This window comes from Streptomyces stelliscabiei, assembly GCF_014873495.1.
GTDB classification, from domain to species: Bacteria; Actinomycetota; Actinomycetes; order Streptomycetales; family Streptomycetaceae; genus Streptomyces; species Streptomyces bottropensis.
The window spans coordinates 9,369,427-9,388,394 of record NZ_JADBGF010000001.1 but is presented as its reverse complement, the minus strand read 5'-3'; the positions used below and the strand labels follow the sequence as shown (position 1 = coordinate 9,388,394).

11 protein-coding genes and 1 pseudogene are annotated in these 18,968 nt (G+C 74.4%); 8 read left to right on the top strand and 4 right to left on the bottom strand.

What is annotated here, in order from left to right; all coding sequences use genetic code 11:
- Window positions 1-7 precede the first annotated feature (7 nt).
- Together H4687_RS40965 and H4687_RS40960 are read right to left on the bottom strand one after the other, a co-directional pair.
- Window positions 8-523, bottom strand: a complete 516-nt coding sequence (locus H4687_RS40965; protein WP_046915799.1) for a metallophosphoesterase family protein — start codon at window positions 521-523, stop codon at window positions 8-10.
- A 163-nt stretch (window positions 524-686) separates the two neighbouring features.
- Window positions 687-3,107: a SpoIIE family protein phosphatase gene (locus tag H4687_RS40960; RefSeq protein WP_046915800.1), complete on the bottom strand. Its 2,421-nt coding sequence runs from the start codon at window positions 3,105-3,107 to the stop codon at window positions 687-689.
- Between the two features lie 251 nt (window positions 3,108-3,358).
- Between H4687_RS40960 and lanKC the strand changes: the two genes are divergently transcribed.
- The 4 genes from lanKC to H4687_RS48280 all read left to right on the top strand — a co-directional run bounded on the left by lanKC (window position 3,359) and on the right by H4687_RS48280 (window position 10,321).
- Window positions 3,359-6,097, top strand: a complete 2,739-nt coding sequence (gene lanKC / locus H4687_RS40955; protein WP_046915801.1) for a class III lanthionine synthetase LanKC — start codon at window positions 3,359-3,361, stop codon at window positions 6,095-6,097.
- Window positions 6,098-6,181: 84 nt separating this feature from the next.
- Window positions 6,182-6,298 carry a SapB/AmfS family lanthipeptide gene (locus H4687_RS40950; RefSeq protein ID WP_005483995.1) on the top strand — a complete coding sequence of 39 codons (117 nt, stop codon included), beginning with the start codon at window positions 6,182-6,184 and terminating at the stop codon, window positions 6,296-6,298.
- Window positions 6,299-6,536: 238 nt separating this feature from the next.
- Window positions 6,537-8,348, top strand: a complete 1,812-nt coding sequence (locus H4687_RS40945) for an ATP-binding cassette domain-containing protein (RefSeq protein ID WP_050398629.1) — start codon at window positions 6,537-6,539, stop codon at window positions 8,346-8,348.
- Complete coding sequence (locus H4687_RS48280) at window positions 8,348-10,321, top strand: ATP-binding cassette domain-containing protein (RefSeq protein WP_318787727.1); 1,974 nt, start codon at window positions 8,348-8,350, stop codon at window positions 10,319-10,321. Before H4687_RS40945 ends, H4687_RS48280 begins: the two co-directional genes overlap by 1 nt.
- Here the strand turns inward: H4687_RS48280 and H4687_RS40935 are convergent.
- A pseudogene (locus H4687_RS40935) lies at window positions 10,244-10,744 on the bottom strand (LuxR C-terminal-related transcriptional regulator); the annotation flags it as partial. The gene H4687_RS48280 and the pseudogene H4687_RS40935 sit on opposite strands and share 78 nt — an antisense overlap.
- A gap of 302 nt (window positions 10,745-11,046) precedes the next feature.
- On the opposite strand from H4687_RS40935, the gene H4687_RS40930 reads away from it, so the two are divergent.
- Window positions 11,047-13,191 (top strand): SpoIIE family protein phosphatase, encoded by a 2,145-nt coding sequence (locus H4687_RS40930; protein WP_046912811.1) that lies wholly within the window; start codon window positions 11,047-11,049, stop codon window positions 13,189-13,191.
- A gap of 212 nt (window positions 13,192-13,403) precedes the next feature.
- Here the strand turns inward: H4687_RS40930 and H4687_RS40925 are convergent, their stop codons facing one another.
- Entirely contained in the window at window positions 13,404-14,846 is a 1,443-nt protein-coding gene (locus tag H4687_RS40925) for a S1 family peptidase (protein ID WP_225966967.1), read from the bottom strand.
- A gap of 762 nt (window positions 14,847-15,608) precedes the next feature.
- On the opposite strand from H4687_RS40925, the gene H4687_RS40920 reads away from it, so the two are divergent.
- From H4687_RS40920 to H4687_RS40910, 3 genes are all read left to right on the top strand, one after another.
- Window positions 15,609-15,824 carry a hypothetical protein gene (locus H4687_RS40920; protein WP_005484006.1) on the top strand — a complete coding sequence of 72 codons (216 nt, stop codon included), beginning with the start codon at window positions 15,609-15,611 and terminating at the stop codon, window positions 15,822-15,824.
- Window positions 15,825-15,926: 102 nt separating this feature from the next.
- Window positions 15,927-16,733, top strand: a complete 807-nt coding sequence (locus H4687_RS40915; protein WP_046912812.1) for an HlyD family efflux transporter periplasmic adaptor subunit — start codon at window positions 15,927-15,929, stop codon at window positions 16,731-16,733.
- Window positions 16,730-18,967 (top strand): NHLP family bacteriocin export ABC transporter peptidase/permease/ATPase subunit, encoded by a 2,238-nt coding sequence (locus H4687_RS40910; RefSeq protein WP_046912813.1) that lies wholly within the window; start codon window positions 16,730-16,732, stop codon window positions 18,965-18,967. The genes H4687_RS40915 and H4687_RS40910 overlap by 4 nt, the downstream gene beginning before the upstream one ends.
- Window position 18,968: the final 1 nt, after the last annotated feature.

Below are 18,968 nucleotides of genomic sequence, written 5' to 3'. Positions count from 1 at the left end.
GCCTCGGTCAGCTGCTCGGTCGGGTCCGGGGCGGCAGTCGGTGCAGCCGGACGTCCGTCAGTCCGCCGTCCTGCGCCGTCGCCGTCATGTAGGTGCAGTGGGGCTGGCGGCGGCGGTCGGTCGGGGAGCCGGGGTTGAGCAGGCGCAGACCGGTGGCCGTGGTCGTGTCCCAGGGGATGTGACTGTGGCCGAAGACGAGGACGTCGGTCCCGGGGAAGCGGGCGGCGCAGCGCGGCTCGCGGCCCTGGGCGGGGCCCGTCTCGTGGACGACGGCGAGGCGCAGACCGGCCAGTTCGGCGTGGGCGACCTCGGGGAGGCGGGCGCGCAGGGCGGGGCCGTCGTTGTTGCCGTACACGGCGATCAGCCGGCGTGCGCGGGTCTCCAGGAGGTCGAGGGTGTCCTCGTCGACCCAGTCGCCGGCGTGGACGACCACGTCGGCCTCCGCGATCTCGGCGAGAAGCCGCTCGGGCAGCGCCTTGGCGCGCTGGGGCAGGTGGGTGTCGGTCGTCAGCAGGAGGCGCACGGAGACAGGGTCGCATCCGGCGTGGGCGGTACGCCGTCGGCGGCGCCGGAGCTACCGGCCGAGCGCGCGTCACGCGACGGCACCCGCACCGGCACCGGCACCCGGCCCCGGCCGCGTATCGGCCCGCACACCGACCCGCCGGCCGGTCCGGGCGGTACCCGCCTCAGTCGAGGGGGATCTCCGCCCACACCTGCTTCCCGCCGCTGACGGGGACGGTGCCCCAGGCCGCGGACACGGCCTCGACGAGGAGAATGCCGCGACCGCCGGTGGCCTCCCAGCCGATGACCGTGGGCTTCGCCGGCGTACGCGGGGAGGAGTCGGCGACCGCGACGCGCAGACGGTCGGCCAGAAGGGTGAGGTCGAGGCGTACACGGCCGTCGGTGTGGACGAGGGCGTTGGTGACGAGTTCGGAGACGACGAGGAGCACGGTGTCGGCCGTGGACTCCACGCCCCAGCGGCGCAGGACGCGCCGGGTGTAGCGGCGGGCCTGGCCGACCGCCTGGGGGACTCGCCAGACGCTCCAGTTCTCGCGCTGGGGGCGCAGGGCCATGCCGTCGTAGCGCACGAGGAGCAGGGCCACGTCGTCGTCGCGGTTGGCGCCGCCGAGCAGGGTGTCGGCGACCACGCCGAGGTGGGCGGGGTCGGCGGCGGCCAGTTCGGCGGCGAGATGGTCGAGGCCGTCCTCCACGTCGACGTCGGCGGACTCCACGAGGCCGTCCGTGGTGAGGGCCAGCAGTGAGCCGGGGGCCAGCCGCAGGGGGCTCATCGGGAAGTCGGCGCGCATGACGACGCCGAGCGGCGGTCCGCCCTCCGACTCGCTGATCTCGGTGGAGCCGTCCGGGTGACGCACCACCGGCGGGATGTGTCCGGCGCGCACGTACCAGGCGGACCCCTCCTCCATGTCGATGTCGACGTAGCAGCAGGTGGCGAAGAGGTCGGTCTCCATGTCCATGAGGAGCCGGTTGGCGTGCGAGACCACGACGTCCGGGGGGTGCCCCTCGACGGCGTAGGCGCGCAGGGCGGTGCGCATCTGGCCCATGAGGGTGGCGGCGCCCGCGTTGTGGCCCTGGACGTCGCCGATGACGAGGGCGACGTGGTTGTCCGGGAGCGGGATGACGTCGTACCAGTCGCCGCCGACCTCCAGACCGGCGGTGGTGGGCAGATAGCGGGCGACGGCGACCGCGCCCGGCAGCTGGGGCAGCCGGCGCGGCAGGAGGGTGCGCTGGAGCATGCCGACGAGTTCGTGTTCGGCGTCGAAGGCGTGGGCCCGCATCAGGGCCTGCCCGGCGAGGCCCGAGGCGGCGGTGAGCAGGGCGCGCTCCTCGGGGCCGAAGTCGTGGGGGTTGTCCCAGCCGATCAGACAGGCCCCGGCCATCCGGCCCCCGGCGGGCAGGGGGAGGACGGCCAGGCCGCCGGGGCCGACCTCGGCGAGGGCGGGCTCCAGATCGGCGCCGGCGGGCCAGATCCCGGCCCGTCCCTCGCGCAGCGCGGTGGCGAGGGTCGGCATGGTGCGCACGGGCGCGTCGGGCCACTCGGAGCGCCATTCGGAGCGCCACACCTCGGGCCAGACCTCCGGCTGCGGCGGATCGAGGACGGTGACGACCAGGCGGTCGCCCTCCAGCTCGGCGAGGGCGATCCGGTCGGCCCGCAGCGGCTTGCGCAGGGCGGTCACCACGGCCTGGCTGACGTCACGGACCGTGCCGGCGGTGGCCAGGGAGGCGGCGAGGCGCTGGATGCGGGCCACGTCGCCGCGGCCGGTGCGCAGGGTGGAGGCGTCGGCGACGGTGCCGACGAGACGGGCGGGCCGGTCCTCGCCGCCGGGCAGGATCCGGCCGCGCAGCCGGAGCCACTTCTGCTCCCCGGAGGGCTGCAGGATGCGGAACTCCAGCTCCCGGTCGCCGATCGACATGTGGTCCGCCTCCACGACGGACATCAGCGCGGGCAGGTCCTCGGGCACGGTGAGCGCGATCAGGGTCTCCACCCGGCCGTCGAAGTCGTCCGGACCCATGCCGAACAGCTCCAGCAGCCCCTCGTCGACCTCCACCCGCCCGCTGTCCATGGCCAGGTCGAACGAGGCGCCGGGTCCGGCGGGCGGCGCGGGTGCGGAGCTGGTGACCGCCTCGGCGAGCAGGTCGAGGCACTGCCGGTCCTCGGGCCCGAAGGCGTCCGCGCCGTCGCCGACGGCGACGAGGCAGCCACGTTCACGCAGCGGCAGCACGCCCAGTGAGAATTCCTCGGCGTGGGCCCGGCGGACGTCGGCGTCGTGCTGGAGGTCGGCGGAGGGGAGCCAGCGCCGCCGGCCCGAACGGCACACCTCGGCGACCGGGGTGGTCCCCGCCGCCGGATAGCTGTCTCGGAGCCCGTACAGGTTCCTCGGGACGCCGGCGGAGCCGGCCAGCAGCAGCGCCTGGCCCTCGCCGTCCGGGAGGTACACGGCGGCGACGCTCGCACTCGTGAACACGAGCACCTGTTCGAGGATGGCGTGCAGCCGCTCGTGCGGATCGAGATGGCCGCCGAGCGACTTGAGCGCGAGTTCGGCACGCAGCGTCCTCGTTCCGCGTTCCGCAGCGCCTGCACTGACCACGTCCGCAATTACAGCGCTTCCGGCACGGTCGCGCAGCCCCTGGGACCGTTCCGCCGGGCCGGGGGCCCGCCGCGGGCTGCCCGTTTCGAAGAACGTCGAACACATCTTTACGCGTGCGTTCCGCACGGTGAGCGCGTGACAGCCGTGACGGGTTTCTGGTGACAGCCGTGACTGTCGGGCGCCCCGGCGGGCTGGAAGGCTCGTCGTCACTTGGCCCAGGGAGCGACGGCACACGACCCGGGGGAACCGGCATGGACAAGCGGTACGAGGCGTACGCGCTCGCCGACAGACACTTCTACGAGACACCGGACCGGCTCTCGGCCGGCGACCGCGCCGGCGCGGCGGCTCCCGGTTACGCGACCGCCGGGCGCGCGGTTCCCGAGGGCTGGCGGGCCGCCCGGATCGGGGACTGGCTGACGCTGACACCGGTCGACGACGGCGGGCGGCCCCGTCCCGGACCCACCCAGGGATGGAAGGTGCACGCCTCCGCCACTCGGGGGAACGCGGACCGGATCGCGGCGATCGTGTGGGACTACTGCGTGCCCCGCGGCATCCCGTTCAAGTTCGTGCCGGGCCCGCATCTGCTGCATCTGCGCAACGCCAAGTACGCGGCCCGCGACAGCAGCGGCAAGTTCGTCACGGTCTACCCGGGCGACGAGGAGCAGCTGCACCTCGTCCTGCGCGAGCTGGGCGACCTCCTCAAGGGCCACGACGGGCCGTACATCCTCACGGACCTGCGCTGGAACGAGGGACCGCTGTACGTCCGCTACGGCGCCTTCGCCCGCTCCTTCGTCGTCGACGAGCGCGGCACGCTCGTCCCGGCCGTCCGCGACGGCGCGGGCACCCTGGTGCCGGACCAGCGGAAGCCGACCTTCCATGTGCCCGAGTGGGTGACCCTGCCCGCGTTCCTGGAGCCACAGCTGGCGGCGCGCAACACGACCACCGTCGGCGATCTGCCGTACCGCATCGACAAGGCCCTGCACTTCTCCAACGGCGGCGGGGTGTACGTCGGCACGGACACCCGTGACGGCCGCCGGGTCGTCCTCAAGGAGGGACGCCCGCACGCCGGGCTGGCCGCCGACGGGGCCGACGCGGTGACCCGGCTGGAGCGGGAGAAGGACGCGCTGGAGCGGCTGGCCGGGCTGGGTGTGGTGCCCGAGGTGCGCGACTGGTTCACGCTCGGCGACCACCGCTTCCTCGTCATGGACTTCGTCGAGGGCCGCCCGCTGAACTCCTGCGTCGCCGAACGGCACCCCCTGCTGGCCCCGGACCCGCAACCGGACGCGGTCACCGCGTACACGGCCTGGGCGCTGCACGTGCACCGGGCCGTGGAGGAGGCGGTGGCGGCGGTGCACTCGCGCGGGATCGTCTTCAACGACCTGCACGTCTTCAACATCATGGTCGCGCCCGACGATCGGTCGGTCTCCCTCCTCGACTTCGAGGCGGCGGCGCCCGCCGAGGACGACGGCCGCCAGACCGTCGCCCACCCCGGCTTCCTCGCGCCCCCGGACCGCACCGGCCCGGACGTCGACCGCTACGCCCTGGCGTGTCTGCGCCTCGCGCTGTTCCTGCCGGTCACGTCCCTGTTCGTGGTGGAGCGGGAGAAGGCCGCCCATCTGGCCACGGTGATCGCCGAGCAGTTCCCGGAGGTGCCGAGCGCGTTCCTCGACGAGGCGGTCGCGGAGATCACCCGCGCGGGCGGCGACGCCGGCCCCCGGCTGGCCGGGACACGCGCCCCGGCGGGCGACTGGCCCCTCGCCGGGCCCGGGGACTGGCCGTACAGCCGTGACTCGATGGTCAAGGCGATCCTGGCCTCGGCCACGCCGGAGCGCGACGACCGGCTCTTCCCCGGGGACGTCGCCCAGTTCTCCGACGGCGGCGGACTCGGCCTCGCGCACGGAGCGGCGGGCGTCCTGTACACGCTCGCGGAGGTCGGCGCGGAGCGTTACGAGGAGGGCGAGCGCTGGCTGCTCGACCACACCGCCCCGGTGCCGATCGGGACCCCGCTCGGCCTGTACGACGGGCTCGCGGGCGTGGCCCTGACCCTGGACCGGCTGGGCCACCGGCAGCGGGCCCTGGACCTGGTCGAGCGGATCCTCGCCGAGAAGTGGCACCGGCTGTCGTCCGACCTGCGCGGGGGTCTGGCAGGGCTCGGCCTGGTGCTCGACGAGCTGGCGCGGACCACCGGTGAGTCGGGGCTGCGCGAGCGGGCGGCCGAGGCCGCGCGCCTCCTCGTCGACCGTCTCGCCGAGCCCCGCCCGGCTCCGCCCCGCCGCCGCGCCGGCCTGCTGCGCGGCGCGAGCGGGCCCGCCCTGTTCCTGCTGCGCCGGTACGAGGCGACGGGCGATCCCGCGCTGCTCGCCTCGGCCGGTGAGGCGCTGCGGCAGGACCTGGAGTGCCTGGTCGAGCAGACGAACGGCGGTCTGGCCGTCGACGAGGGATGGCGGACGATGCCGTATCTCGGCGACGGGAGCGTGGGCGTCGGCATGGTGCTCGACGACTACACGGCCGCGGCCGCCACCGCGACGGACGGCTCCAGGACCGACGGCTCGTGGACTGCCGACCCCCGGGCGGGCGCCTCCGCGGCGGCCGTCTCCGGAGCGGAGGACACCACGGCCGAGGGAACCCTCGGTGTGGAGAGCTTCGCGGAGGGCTTCGCCCGGATCCGTGCGGGCGTCCTGACCGCCGCGACCTACCGCTTCTACGCGCAGCCGGGGCTGTTCGAGGGCCGCGCCGGGATGATCCTGCACCTCGCCCGGACGGGCGCCCCCCGCGAGACGCTGACGGAACAGATCGCGGCGCTCGGCTGGCACTCGATGCCGTACGAGGGGCAACTGGCCTTCCCCGGCAACCACTTGATGCGGCTCTCCATGGACCTCGGTACCGGGACGGCGGGTTGCCTGCTGGCGCTCGGCGCGGCACACGCTGACGCCGACGACGCCACGGCACACCTTCCGTTCCTGCCGCCGCTCCGACGGCGGCCCCAATGACGCGGTTCCGCCACCCGGCGGAGTCGTGACGCAACACCCCCGTCCCCAAGGCCCCTGAACGGGCCACGACCGAAAGGAATCGACATGGCACTCCTCGACCTGCAGACGATGGAAGCCGACGAGACGACCGGCACCGGCGGGCCCAGCTCCCTGAGCGTTCTGTCCTGTGTGAGCGCGGCCAGCATCACGCTCTGCCTCTGACCCGGCCGGGGCGTCCGGGTGATCCCGGGCGTCCGTCGGACCGGCACGGCGGCTGAGCCGCGCCGACGGCTCCGGACGGTTCCTCTCCCCTGCCTGGGGAGGGGCCGTCCGGGGCTCACTCACCTCCGCGCCACTGCCACACGGCGGTCGCGCGACCTCCGTCCACGCCTCCGCCTCCGCCCCTTCGTCCGGTCATCCCGGTCACCCGGTCACCCGGTCATCCCACGTCAGGACGGGTATGACGACCCTCTCCGAAGCCGGCGCCCCCGGCCCGGCCGCCGCGTCCCTCTCCCTGCCGCGCTCCACCCTCCGGCACTCCGGCCCCCGTTGTGCGGTCCTGGCACTCGTGGCCATGGCCGCGACGGGGGCGAACCTGTCGCTGCCGCTCGCCCTCGGGCGGGCCCTGGATCTGCTGCTGGCCGGCGACCCGGGCGCCTCGCGCCGGGTGGTGTGGTGCGCCGGGCTGGTTCTCGCCGTCGCCGCCCTGGACGCGGTCGAGACCGTCCTCGCCGGGACCACGAGCGCCCGGTCCACCGCCTGGCTGCGCCACCGCACGGTCGGACACGTCCTGGCGGTGGGGCCGCGGGCCGTCGGCCGGTTCGGGCCGGGGGACCTGGTGGCCCGGCTCGTCGGGAACGCGGCCCAGGCGGGAACGGCGCCCGCCACCGTCGCCGCGCTTCTCGCGGCGCTCGCGGGGCCGTTGGGCGCTGTGGTGGCCCTGGGCCTGATCGACCCGTTCCTCGCGGTGGTGTTCCTGGTCGGAGCGCCGCTGCTCGCGCTGCTGCTGCGCGCGCTCGCCCGGGACTCCTCCGACTGCGTCGCGCGTTATCAGCGGGCCCAGGGGCGTATCGCGGGCGGTCTGGCCGAGGCCGTCGCCGGACACCGCACGATCGCCGCCGCGGGCATCGCCGACCGGACCGTCGCCCGCGTCCTCGGCCCCCTGCCCGAACTCTCCCGTGAGGGGCACCGGATGTGGCGGGTCCAGGGCCGGGCCGCCGCGCGGGCGGCCGCCGTGGCACCCCTGCTGCAGCTCTCCGTCGTCGCCACGGCGGGCGTCCTGGTGACCCGGGACCGTCTGTCCGTGGGCGAGTTGCTCGCCGCGTCCCGCTACGCGGTGCTGGCCGCGGGCATCGGCGTCCTGGTCGGCCTTGTCTCGGGCCTCGTCCGCGGCCGGGCGGGGTCGGACCGGCTCGCCGAGATCCTGGCCGAGGCTCCGACCGCGTACGGCGAACGGCTGCTCCCGCCGCCGGGGCAGGGCGCCCCCGAGGGGCGGCTGGAACTGCGCTCCGTGACCGTCCGGCGCGGGGGGCGCGCCGTGCTGGACGGGGTCGATCTCGTCGTACCGGGCGGGACCACCCTGGCCGTCGTGGGCCGGTCCGGGGCGGGCAAGTCGCTGCTCGCGGCCGTCGCGGGGCGGCTCACGGACCCGGACGAGGGAGAGGTACGGCTCGACGGGGTGCCCCTGCCCGAACTGGACCGCCGGGAGCTGCGCCGGGCGGTCACCCACGCCTTCGAACGCCCGGCCCTGCTGGGCGAGTCCGTGGAGGACACCATCGCCTTCGGTGTCCCCCGGCCCTCCCCCGCCCGCGTCCGGGAAGCCGCCCGCGCCGCGCACGCCGACGCCTTCCTCCGGCGCCTCCCCGACGGCTACGCCACCCCGTGCGCCGACGCCCCCCTGTCGGGCGGGGAGGTCCAACGCCTCGGTCTCGCCCGGGCGTTCGCCCGCGACAGCCGTCTCCTCGTGCTCGACGACGCGCTCTCCAGCCTCGACACCGTCACCGAACGCCACATCACCGCCGCGCTGCTGCGCCCCACCGGCGGCAGCCGCCTGATCGTCGCCCACCGCGCCGCCACGGCCGCCCGCGCGGACGCGGTGGCCTGGCTGGACGGGGGGAGGGTCCGGGCGGTGGGGCCCCACGCCGAGTTGTGGCGGACGGCGGCGTACCGGGAGCTGTTCGGAGAGGGGGGCGAGGAGGGCGTCTCCGCCTCGCCCGGCGCGGGCGGGGCGAAGGCCGCCGAGGACGACACGCCTCCGTACGGCGGTTCGTGATGGGCGACCGGGACGAACGTCGTAGGACCGACCGGCCGGCCACCGGAGCCGGCCTGCCGGGACAGTCCTTCCCCCCACCCGGCCTCCCCCGTCGCGGCCTCCGCTTTCTCCGGCGCCGGGCGCGGGTCGTCGTCACGCTGGTGCTGTGGTCCGTGCTGGAGGCGGTGCAGACGTTTCTGACGGGGTACGCGCTGGCGCGGGCCCTCGACGAGGGGTTCCTGGCCGGGCGGGCGGGCGTCGGGCTGGGGTGGCTCGGGGTCGGGGCGGGGGCGGTGGTCGTCGGGGCGTTCGGCACCGGGCGGGTGTACGGGTGTGTGGCGGGGCTGGTGGAGCCGTTGCGGGACCGGCTGGTGCGCGGGGTGGTCGGGCGGGGGGTGCGGGAGGCGGACGGCGGTGCCCTGTCCGGGCTCACCCAGCAGGTGGAGATCGCCCGGGACACCTTCGCCGGGCTGGTGATGGTCTCGCGCTCGTTCCTGTTCACCGCCGCCGGGGCGCTCGTCGGACTCTTCTCACTGGCGCCGCCGCTGCTGCTCGTGGTGGCGCCCCCGCTGATCGCCGGCGTGGCCCTCTTCCTGGCGACGCTCAGGCCGCTGGCCCGCCGGCAGGAGACCTTCCTCGTCGCCGACGAGGCGCTCGCCGACCGGCTCGGCGACGTCTGCCCCGGGCTGCGCGACATCACGGCGGCCGGCGCGGAGGACATCGTCGCCGCCGACACCGGCCGTCGCGTCGACGCCGAGCACCGGGCCGCCCGCGCGCTGGCCCGCTGGGGCGTCGTACGCGTCGCCGCCCTCGCGATCGGCGGCCACCTGCCCGTCGTCCTGCTGCTGGCCGCCACACCCTGGCTCCTGGCCCGGGGCGTCACCGCGGGCGCCCTGATCGGCGCCCTCGCCTACGTCACCCAGTCGCTCCTGCCCGCCCTCCAGAACCTGGTCCACGGCCTCGGCACCAGCGGCTCCCGGCTCGCGGTGGTACTGCGCCGCCTGCTTCCGCCGGGCCACCCGCCCCACCCTCCCGGCCCGCCGCACACCTCGCCCCTCCCCACCCCGTGCGCCCCGTCCGCTCCCGCCGGCGCTCCCGCCCTCTCCCTCTCCTCGGTCACCTTCGCCTACGGCTCCTCCGCCACCCCCGTCATCGACGACCTCAGCCTCCATATCGCCCAGGGCACGCACCTGGCCGTCGTCGGCCCCAGCGGCATCGGCAAGTCCACCCTCACGGGGCTCGCCGCGGGTCTGCTGCTCCCCCGGCGCGGCACCGTCCGCTTGTGCGGGGAGCCGGTACCCGGCGCCACAGCGCGTGCACACCGGGTGCTCATTCCGCAGGAGGCGTACGTCTTCGGGGGATCCCTCGCCGAAAATCTCGCCGAACTGCGGCCGAAACCCGTGCCCGAGGAGGAGCTGTGGGGCGCCGCGGAGGCCGTGGGGCTCACCCAGGTGATGGTCCGGCTGGGCGGTCCGGCCGCCGAGGTCGACCCGCGCGCGCTGTCCGCCGGGGAGCGGCAGCTCATCGCGCTCGGTCGGGCGTACCTGTCGCCGGCGCCGGTCGTGATCCTCGACGAGGCGACCTGTCACCTGGACCCGGAGGCGGAGGAGCGCGCGGAACGGGCCTTCGCCCGGCGGCCGGGCACGACCCTCGTGGTGGTCGCCCATCGCGTCAGCTCGGCCCGCCGCGCCGACCGGGTGCTGGTCATGGACGGGCGGTCCGTCGCCCACGGGGAGCACGGTGAGCTGCTGGCCCGCTCGGCGCTCTACCGGGACCTGGTCGGCGCCTGGTCCCCCGTACCGGCCCCGCCGCACCCGCGCGGCGGGCGCTGTTCAGAGCCAGCCCTCCCCCTGCGAGATCCGGATGGCGTCGATCCTGTTGCGCGCCCCCGTCTTACGGGTGATGGCGGCCATGTAGTTGCGCACGGTCCCGTGGGAAAGGTGCAGGCTGCCGGCGATCTCGGCCACCGAGGCACCCTCGGCGGCCAGGGATAACACGCTCAGCTCGCGGCGCGTGAACGGCATCTCGGCGGCCTTGAGGAATCCGAAGCCGAGGGAGTCGTCGACGAAGCGTTGCCCCCGGGCGACCTCGCGTATCGCCGACACCAGCCGCCGGGGCGAGCCCTTCTTGTCCACGTACCCGAGGGCCCCGGCCTCCGCCGCGCGCTTCAGCAGGCCGGGTCTGCCCGCGTGGGCCAGGACCAGCAGCCCGGGGGCGGGGCCGCCCGCGCCGCGCAGGTCGCCGAGGGGCGGGATGCCGACCGCGTCGGCGCAGTCCAGGTCCGCCGCGCAGACGTCCGGCCGCAGGGACCGGACACGGCCCGGCGCCGCGCGCCAGGACGCGTCGTGCACCATCAGGTCGGGTTCCTGGCGCAGCCACTCCGCGAGGACCGACCTGACCAGACATTCGTCGTGCACGAGCAGTACCCCGATCACGTTCGCCCTCCGCCTCCCGGCCCACCGATGTCCTCCGCCCCAAGCGCGTGCCCATTGTCGGCGTCCCCGACCACACGCCAGGGCACGGAGAACCAGCCATTGGGGGGCGCGGGGGCGCACTCGCGGCGCCCGTGCGCGAGCGCGCGCATCAGGCGAGGGGGCATGGGCCGGGCGGGAGGGGGTACGGCGGTTCGTCCGGGCGGGCGCTCGCCGTGCGTGGGCGGCCCCCTAGGAGGAGCCTGGACCCTGGAACCGTCGCGCGGCCGTGCGAGGAGGTGGTGGGCATGTCCGACGTCCATGCGTCCGCGGGGCGGACGACCGTGGAGACGGGCCGTGTCGGCCATCCGCTGCTCTCCCTGGCGCTGGCCTCGATGATGGACGACGTCGGGGCCCACTCCGGGGCGGTGTATCTGCTGGCGCCGGACGAGCCGGTCCTGGAGATGGCGGTCATGGCGGGACTGCCGAGGTCGTTCGCCGCGCCGTGGGAGCGGGTGGGGCTGAGCGCCCCCGTCCCCGTCTCCGAGGCGGTGCGGGGACAGCGTCTGGTGTGGGTCAGCGGCGAGGAGCAGATGGCCCGCCGCTATCCCCGGATCGCCGTGGTCCTGCCCTATCCGTTCGCCCTGGCCGCGCTGCCGGTGGCGACCCGCGACACCACCTACGGCGCCGTCTTCCTCACCTGGCCCGGCTCCCACCCGCCGGAGCTGAGCGAACGCGAGCGGGACCAGCTGACCTCGGCCTGCGACCGGCTCGCCAAGCGGCTGCGGCGCGCGGAGGAGGAGGGCCGCCCGGTGCTGCCGGAGCCGGACCTGTCGGCGCCGTCGGCGACCATGGTCGCGGGGACGCTCGGCACGGTGGAGGCGGCGCGGATGGTGGCGCGGCTGCCGTACGGCATGTGCGCGCTCGACCTGCACGGGCGGATCACCTTCGCCAACGCGTCCACGGCCGAACTGCTCGGCATCCCGGTGAGCGGTCTGCTGGGCACCCAGCTGTGGGTGTCGGTGCCGTGGCTCAACGATCCGGCGTACGAGGACCGGTACCGGGCGGCGCTGATGAGTCAGCACGTGACGTCGTTCGTGGCGCTCCGGCCACCGAGCGACTGGCTGTCGTTCCGGCTGTACCCGGGGTCGAACGGGCTGAGCGTACGGATCTCGCGGGCCCGCGCGGTCGCCGAGGCCGAGCACGCCGCGCGGGTGGAGGGCGACGGGCCGGGCCGCCTGGTGACCATCCACCACGTACTGGCGCTGGCGAGCGCGCTCACCGAGGCGGTGGGCGTGCAGGACGTGGTGGAACTGGTCGCCGACGAGATCGTCCCGGCCATCGGCGGGCAGGCCCTCGTGATGTACGGCTCGCGTGCCGGGCGGCTGCATGTGCTCGGCCATCGCGGCTACGCCGACCCGCACCTCGTGGAACGCTTCGACGGCACCCCGCTCACCGCGCCGATGCCCGGGGCGCACGCCCTGACCACCGGGGTGCCGGCCTTCTTCGAGTCCCGGCAGCAGCTGGAGCACCTGTACCCGGTGCGGCAGGACACCCCGGACGGGCTCAGCGCCTGGGCGTACATCCCGCTGATCGCCTCGGGGCGGCCGGTGGGTACCTGGGTGCTCGGGTACGCGGAGCCGCATCCCTTCCCCGCCGACGAGCGCGCGGTGCTGACCAGCCTCAGCGGGCTGATCGCCCAGGCCCTGGAGCGGGCGCTGCTGTACGACGCCAAGCACCAGCTCGCGCACGGTCTGCAGCAGGCCCTGCTGCCGCACTCGCTGCCGTCGATCCCGGGAATCGAGGCCGCCTCCCGCTATCTGCCCGCCACCCGGGGCATGGACATCGGCGGCGACTTCTTCGACCTGGTCCTCTCGCACGGGCGGGCCTCCGCCGTGATCGGGGACGTGCAGGGGCACAACGTGACGGCGGCGGGCCTGATGGGGCAGATCCGTACGGCGGTCCGCGCGTACACGACCGTCGGGCACTCACCGGGGGAGGTGATGAGCAGCACCAACCGGCTGCTGATCGACCTGGGTTCGGAGCTGTTCGCGAGCTGTCTGTATCTGCGGCTCGACCCGGCGCACGGGACGGCCGTCATGGCGCGGGCGGGGCATCCGCCGCCGTTGCTGCGCCGGCCGGACGGGAAGGTGCGGGTGCTGGACCTCGCCGGTGGTCCGCTGCTCGGCATCGACGCGTCGGCGACGTATCCGACGACCGAGGTGGCGCTGACACCGGGGTCGGTGCTGGTCCTGTACACCGACGGGCTGATCGAGTCGCCCGGGGTGGACATCGAGGACGCGCTGGCTGCTCTCGGGGAGCGGCTGTCGACGGCCGGGGAGCGGCCCCTGGAATGGCTCGCCGACCGTCTCGTACGGGAGACGGAGGCGGCGGAGGAGCGAGCGGACGACGTGGCCCTGCTGTTGCTGCGGGCCACGGGCGCCGCCGGGTGACCGCCCGCGTGCCGCGGGTCGGGGGTCTTCGCCGTACGGACGAAAGCGCGGCGGACGGACGAAAGCGGTCCGGCCCTCCCGCCGGAGGGCCGGACCGTTCCACCTGCCGGCCGCACCGCTGGGGTGGGGCCGGCAGGCGGGTCGTGGGGTGACGGGCCGGGGGTCAGTGGCCGCTGAGCCCGGGCCGTCGTCCACGTGCGGGGGGTGTCCGCCTACTGCCGGACGCCCTGCTGCTCGGCACCCTGCTGCTCGGCGCCCTGGTCGCCGACACCCTGGTCGTGCTGCTGGTCCGCTCCGGCGTCGTCACCGGCACCGGCCGCGGCGCCGGCGTCACCGGCACCGCCCACGACGCCCTGCTCCTCGCCCGCACCGGCCGCGGCCGCGCCCTCTTCCTCGCCTGCGCCCGCGGCGGCCGCGCCCTCTTCCTGACCGGCACCGGCGGCGGCACCGCCGTCGGCCTGCTCGCCGGCACCCGCGGCGTCACCGGCACCGCCGGCGGCCTCCTCACCGGCGCCCGCGCCCGCGTCGCCGAGGGTCGCGCCGACCGCCGCGAGGGCGGTGGTGACCGGCTGGAAGAAGGTCTCGCCGCCGACCGTGCAGTCGCCGCTGCCGCCGGAGGTCAGGCCGATGGCCTGGCCGTCCTCGGTGAACAGCGAGCCGCCGCTGTCGCCGGGCTCGGCGCAGACGTCGGTCTGGATGAGACCGGTGACCGTGCCCTCGGGGTAGTTCACCGTGGCTTCGAGACCGGTCACCTGGCCGTCGGCGAGACCGGTGGTGCTGCCCATGCGGAAGACCTGGAGGCCGACCTCGGCCTCGCCGGCCGCCTTGATGTCGACCGTCTGGCCGTTGCCGAGGTCGACCGTGCTGGCCGCCTGGGTCGCCGGGTCGTCGTAGTTGACCAGGGCGAAGTCACCGGCGCCGGGGAAGGTGGCGGTCGCGGCGTCCACCGTGGCGATCGGGGCGCCGCCCTCCTCCTCGGACCACTCGGCCTCGACGACTCCGCAGTGACCGGCGGTCAGGAAGGCCGGGGCGCCTTCGGCGTTGACGACGTTGAAGCCGGCCGAGCAGCGCGCGCCGCCGCCGAAGATGGCGTCGCCGCCCTCCAGGAACGTCTTGAAGGTGCCGGCGGACTTCTTGATGGTCGCCATGCCCGTGCCGAGCGACTTGGTGGCCGACTCGATGGTGTCCCAGTTCTCGCCCGTGACCGTGGAGTCGGCGGTGACCTGGATCTTGTTGGTGCGGGGGTCGATCGCCCAGGCGGTGCCGGGGACGCTGGCCTTCGCCTTCAGCGTCGCCGCGCCCTTCTGCAGCTCGGACCAGCTGTTCTCGACCTCACGGACCTCCGCACCGGCCGACTGGGCCTGGACGATCACGTCGTTGTCGTCGCCGTCGATCTGGAGGCCGTCGATGACGTTGATGATGAGCTGCTTCTCGGCCGAGTCGTAGTACGCGCCTGCGAACGCGTCACCGAGTGCCTCCCGGAGCTGGGAGGCGAGGTCCGAGGCGTCACTCGCGGCGAGCGTCTTCGGGGCGGCGTCCTTCGACTCCGTCTGGGACGCCATCGCGTTGGGCAGGATGAGGGCTGCCGCGCCGAGCGCCGCCACGCCGCCTGCGGCTATGAACGCCTTACGCTTGGTGGCTCGTTTGTGACTCAACTCTTGACCTCCTGGGGACGGGGTCCGTACCGCCGTCGTGCGGGTGAACTGGGGGCGCCTGGTTGCCAGTTGGTACGGATGGTTCCGGTGGGGTGTTCAACGCTCCGCAAAAAGATTCCGGTCTTCCATTTCGCAAAGCGCGCTACGCCCCCAGTTCGCCCGCCATGTCACGACTTCCCGCACGCACGGGCCCGTCGAGGCCGCGGAGCCCCTCCGCGGCGACGGCTGCAGCCCTCCTCCGGACCCCTCCGGCCCTCCTCGGACGCACTTTCGCGATCCGTCGCGGGCGGGGCGGCCGACTGCCCGGCCCCGCACATTCGGCGACCGGCCGGTGGCCCTCCGTCGTCGATGTCGGACCGGAAACCGGCTTCGGCGAATCTCCACACCGAATACTCGGCGGGGTCACGGTCGACGACGGTTCTGCACAGGGCCGGCGCGGGTGCCGTGCCTTTGGGGCGGGACTGTCCCTTTCGCTTTCCGGCGGGCCATGAACGACCTATGACGATGCCGGGATCGGTGTGAAGAAGCTGGCCCCAACACGTGCGCGGCCCTGCACGGATAAACCGCCATGGTCACCAAGTGCGCTGGTGGGGGGCCATGTTGATTGGAGATGCGCGGCGGCGATCTGCTTTAGTCCATCGCACCGCGGGGGCCGCCGGACTCTCGGAGACGAGAGCGGGCATCCCCGTGCGCGGCCGTCGTTCTGTCCCCAGAAGGGGGCCGCTCCCCCCTATGAAGAGCTATACGAAGGGAAGTTCCCCCATGAACTCCACCCCCCAGGTCGAGACCGCCGAGATCTCGGACGCCGCCCTCGACGCCGTTTCCGGTGGCCTGTCCGTCAACGCCGTCGGCACCGTCACCGGCCTGGTGGACGGCGTCGCTCCGGTCTCCGGCCTGGTGAACACGGCCGTCGGCACCGTCGAGGGTGTCACCGGTCTGAACACCGCCCCGGTCACGAGCCTGGTCGCCGGTCTCTGATCGAGCCCCTGTGCCGCTGAGTCCCGGAACCACCTGACAGGTTCCGGGACTCTCCGGTGCTCGAACGTCCTCCTCCCGAGTCGCGCAGGTGAGGGAAGTCCCGTGCAGTTCCGCCAACAGGCCCTCGCCAAGCTCCAGTCACCGGAGGAACTCGACCTGCCGGTGCGTTTCGCCCGCCCGCAGGGCTGGCTGGTGCTGTCCGTGACGGTGGTCGCCATGGCCGCCGCGTCCGTGTGGGCCGTCACGGGTTCCGTCGCCTCCACGGTCGGCGCTCCCGCCGTCCTCACCCACGGGCAGGGCAGCTACATCCTGCAGAGCCCGGTGGCCGGCCAGGTCACCGCCGTGCTCGCGCGACAGGGCGAGCGGCTGCCCGCCAGGGCCCCCGTCGTCAAGGTCGCCACCGCCGGCGGCGAGACCGTCGTACGGTCCGTCGCGGCCGGCCGGGTCTCCGCGCTCGCCGCGACGATCGGCCGGATCATCCGCACCGGCGACGACGTCGCGGCGATCGAGAAGGTCGCCCACGCCGACGACCCGCTCTGGGCGACGGTGTACGTCCCCGCCGAGAACGCCGCCTCGATCCCCGAGGACGCCCCCGTGGACCTGACCGTGCAGTCGGCGCCCACCCGCCGGTACGGCGTGCTGCGCGGCCATGTGACGAAGGTGGACCGCGCCGCGCAGACCCCGCAGTCGATCGGCGCGTTCCTCGGGGACAGCCGGCTGGGCGAGCAGTTCACCGCGAAGGGCCGGCCGGTGGCCGTCACCGTACGGCTGGACCGGAAGGCCTCGACGGAGTCGGGCTACAGGTGGTCCTCGCAGGACGGGCCGCCGTTCGAGCTGGCCTCCATGACCATGGCCACGGGTTCGATCCGGCTGGCCGACGAGCGTCCGATCGATTGGCTGCTCCCGTGACCGCGACCGAGGACACCGCCCGGCCGCCGACGCGCGGCAGACGCAAGGCCGCCCCGCGCAAGCCCCCGACACCCAGGGGCGGGCAGCGGGCCGTGCGCACCCCGACCGTCCTGCAGATGGAGGCCGTGGAGTGCGGCGCCGCCTCCCTCGCCATGGTCCTCGGCCATTACGGACGGCACGTACCGCTGGAGGAACTGCGCATCGCCTGCGGTGTCTCCCGGGACGGCTCCCGTGCCAGCAACGTCCTGAAGGCGGCCCGCAGTCACGGGCTGACGGCCAAGGGCATGCAGATGGACGTGGCCGCCCTCGCCGAGGTGCGGGCGCCGGCGATCCTCTTCTGGGAGTTCAACCACTACGTCGTCTACGACGGCATGGGGCGCCGCCTCGGCCGACGCGGTGTGCACATCAACGACCCCGGCAAGGGGCGCCGGTTCGTGCCCATGGAGGAGTTCGACGCCTCCTTCACCGGGGTCGTCCTGGTGATGGAGCCCGGCGACGACTTCGCCGAGGGCGGCCGCAGACCCGGTGTCCTCGGCGCCATGCCCGCCCGGATGCGCGGCACGGCCGGCACCCTGCCCGCCGCCGTCCTCGCCAGCCTGCTGCTGGTGGCGGTCGGCGCCGCGGTGCCCGCGCTGAGCCGCACCTACATCGACATGTTCCTGATCGGCGGCCAGACCTCCCTGCTGGGTGTGCTGTTCGGGTCGATGGGCGCGTGCGTGCTGCTGACGGTCCTGCTGACCTGGCTGCAACAGGCCAACCTGCTGCGCGGCCGTCTGATCTCCTCCACCCTGTCCAGCGCCCGCTTCCTGCGTCACCTGCTGCGACTGCCCGTCACCTTCTTCTCCCAGCGCAGCCCCGCCGACCTCGTCCAGCGGCTGCAGTCCAACGACGCGGTCGCCGAGACCCTGGCCCGCGACCTCGCCGCCGCCGGCGTGGACGCGGTCGTCGTCGTCCTCTACGCCGTACTCCTCTATACCTACGACCCGCAGCTCACCTTCGTCGGCATCGCGGTGGCGCTGCTGAACGTGGTGGCGATGCGGGTGGTGATCCGGCTGCGCGCGACCCGTACGGCGAAGCTGCGCGCCGACAACGCCCGGCTGACCAACACGGCGTACACCGGTCTGCAGCTGATCGAGACGATGAAGGCGACCGGCGGCGAGGAGGGCTACTTCCGCAAGTGGGCCGGGCAGCACGCCACCACGCTGGAGGAACAGCAGCGGCTCGGTGTGCCGAGCGCCTGGCTGGGGGTCGTCGCCCCGACCCTCGCCACGCTCAACAGCGCGCTCATCCTCTGGATCGGCGGCATGCGGGCGGTCGAGGGCCATATCTCCGTGGGCCTGCTGGTGGCCTTCCAGGCCCTGGTCACCCGGTTCACCGCGCCGATCACCCGTCTCAACGGCGTCGCGGGCCGCATCCAGGACTTCGCGGCGGACGTGGCCCGCCTCAAGGACGTCGAGAACTTCCGGGCCGACCCGCTGTACGCCCGCCCGGACGCCGCCGGGTCCACCCGCAGGCTGCAGGGGCATGTGGAGCTGGAGAACATCTCCTTCGGCTACAGCCCCCTCGACAAGCCCCTGCTCACCGGCTTCGACCTCACCGTCGGCCCCGGTCAGCAGGTGGCGCTGGTCGGCGGCTCGGGCAGCGGCAAGTCGACGGTGTCCCGGCTGCTCTCCGGCCTGTACACCCCCTGGGAGGGGGTGATCCGGATCGACGGCCGGCGTCTGGAGGACATCCCGAGGGGAGCACTGGCCGCCTCGGTCTCCTTCGTCGACCAGGAGGTCTTCCTCTTCGAGGGCACGGTCCGCGACAACGTGGCCCTGTGGGACCCCTCGATCCCGGACGAGGCCGTCGTGGAGGCGCTGCGGGACGCGGCCCTGTACGACGTGGTGACCCGCCGTCCGGGCGGCATCCACAGCAGGGTCGAGCAGGACGGACGGAACTTCTCCGGCGGTCAGCGCCAACGGCTGGAGATCGCGCGGGCGTTGGTCCGCAGACCCAGCATCCTCATCCTCGACGAGGTGACCAGCGCGCTGGACGCGGAGACCGAGCTGACCGTCATGGACAGTCTGCGCAAGCGCGGCTGCGCCTGTGTGGTGATCGCCCACCGGCTCAGCACGGTCCGCGACAGCGACGAGATCGTCGTCCTGCGGCACGGCACGATCGTGGAGCGGGGCCGGCACGAGGAACTGCTGGCACGCGGCGGCGCGTACGCCCAACTGGTCAGGGAGCGATGAG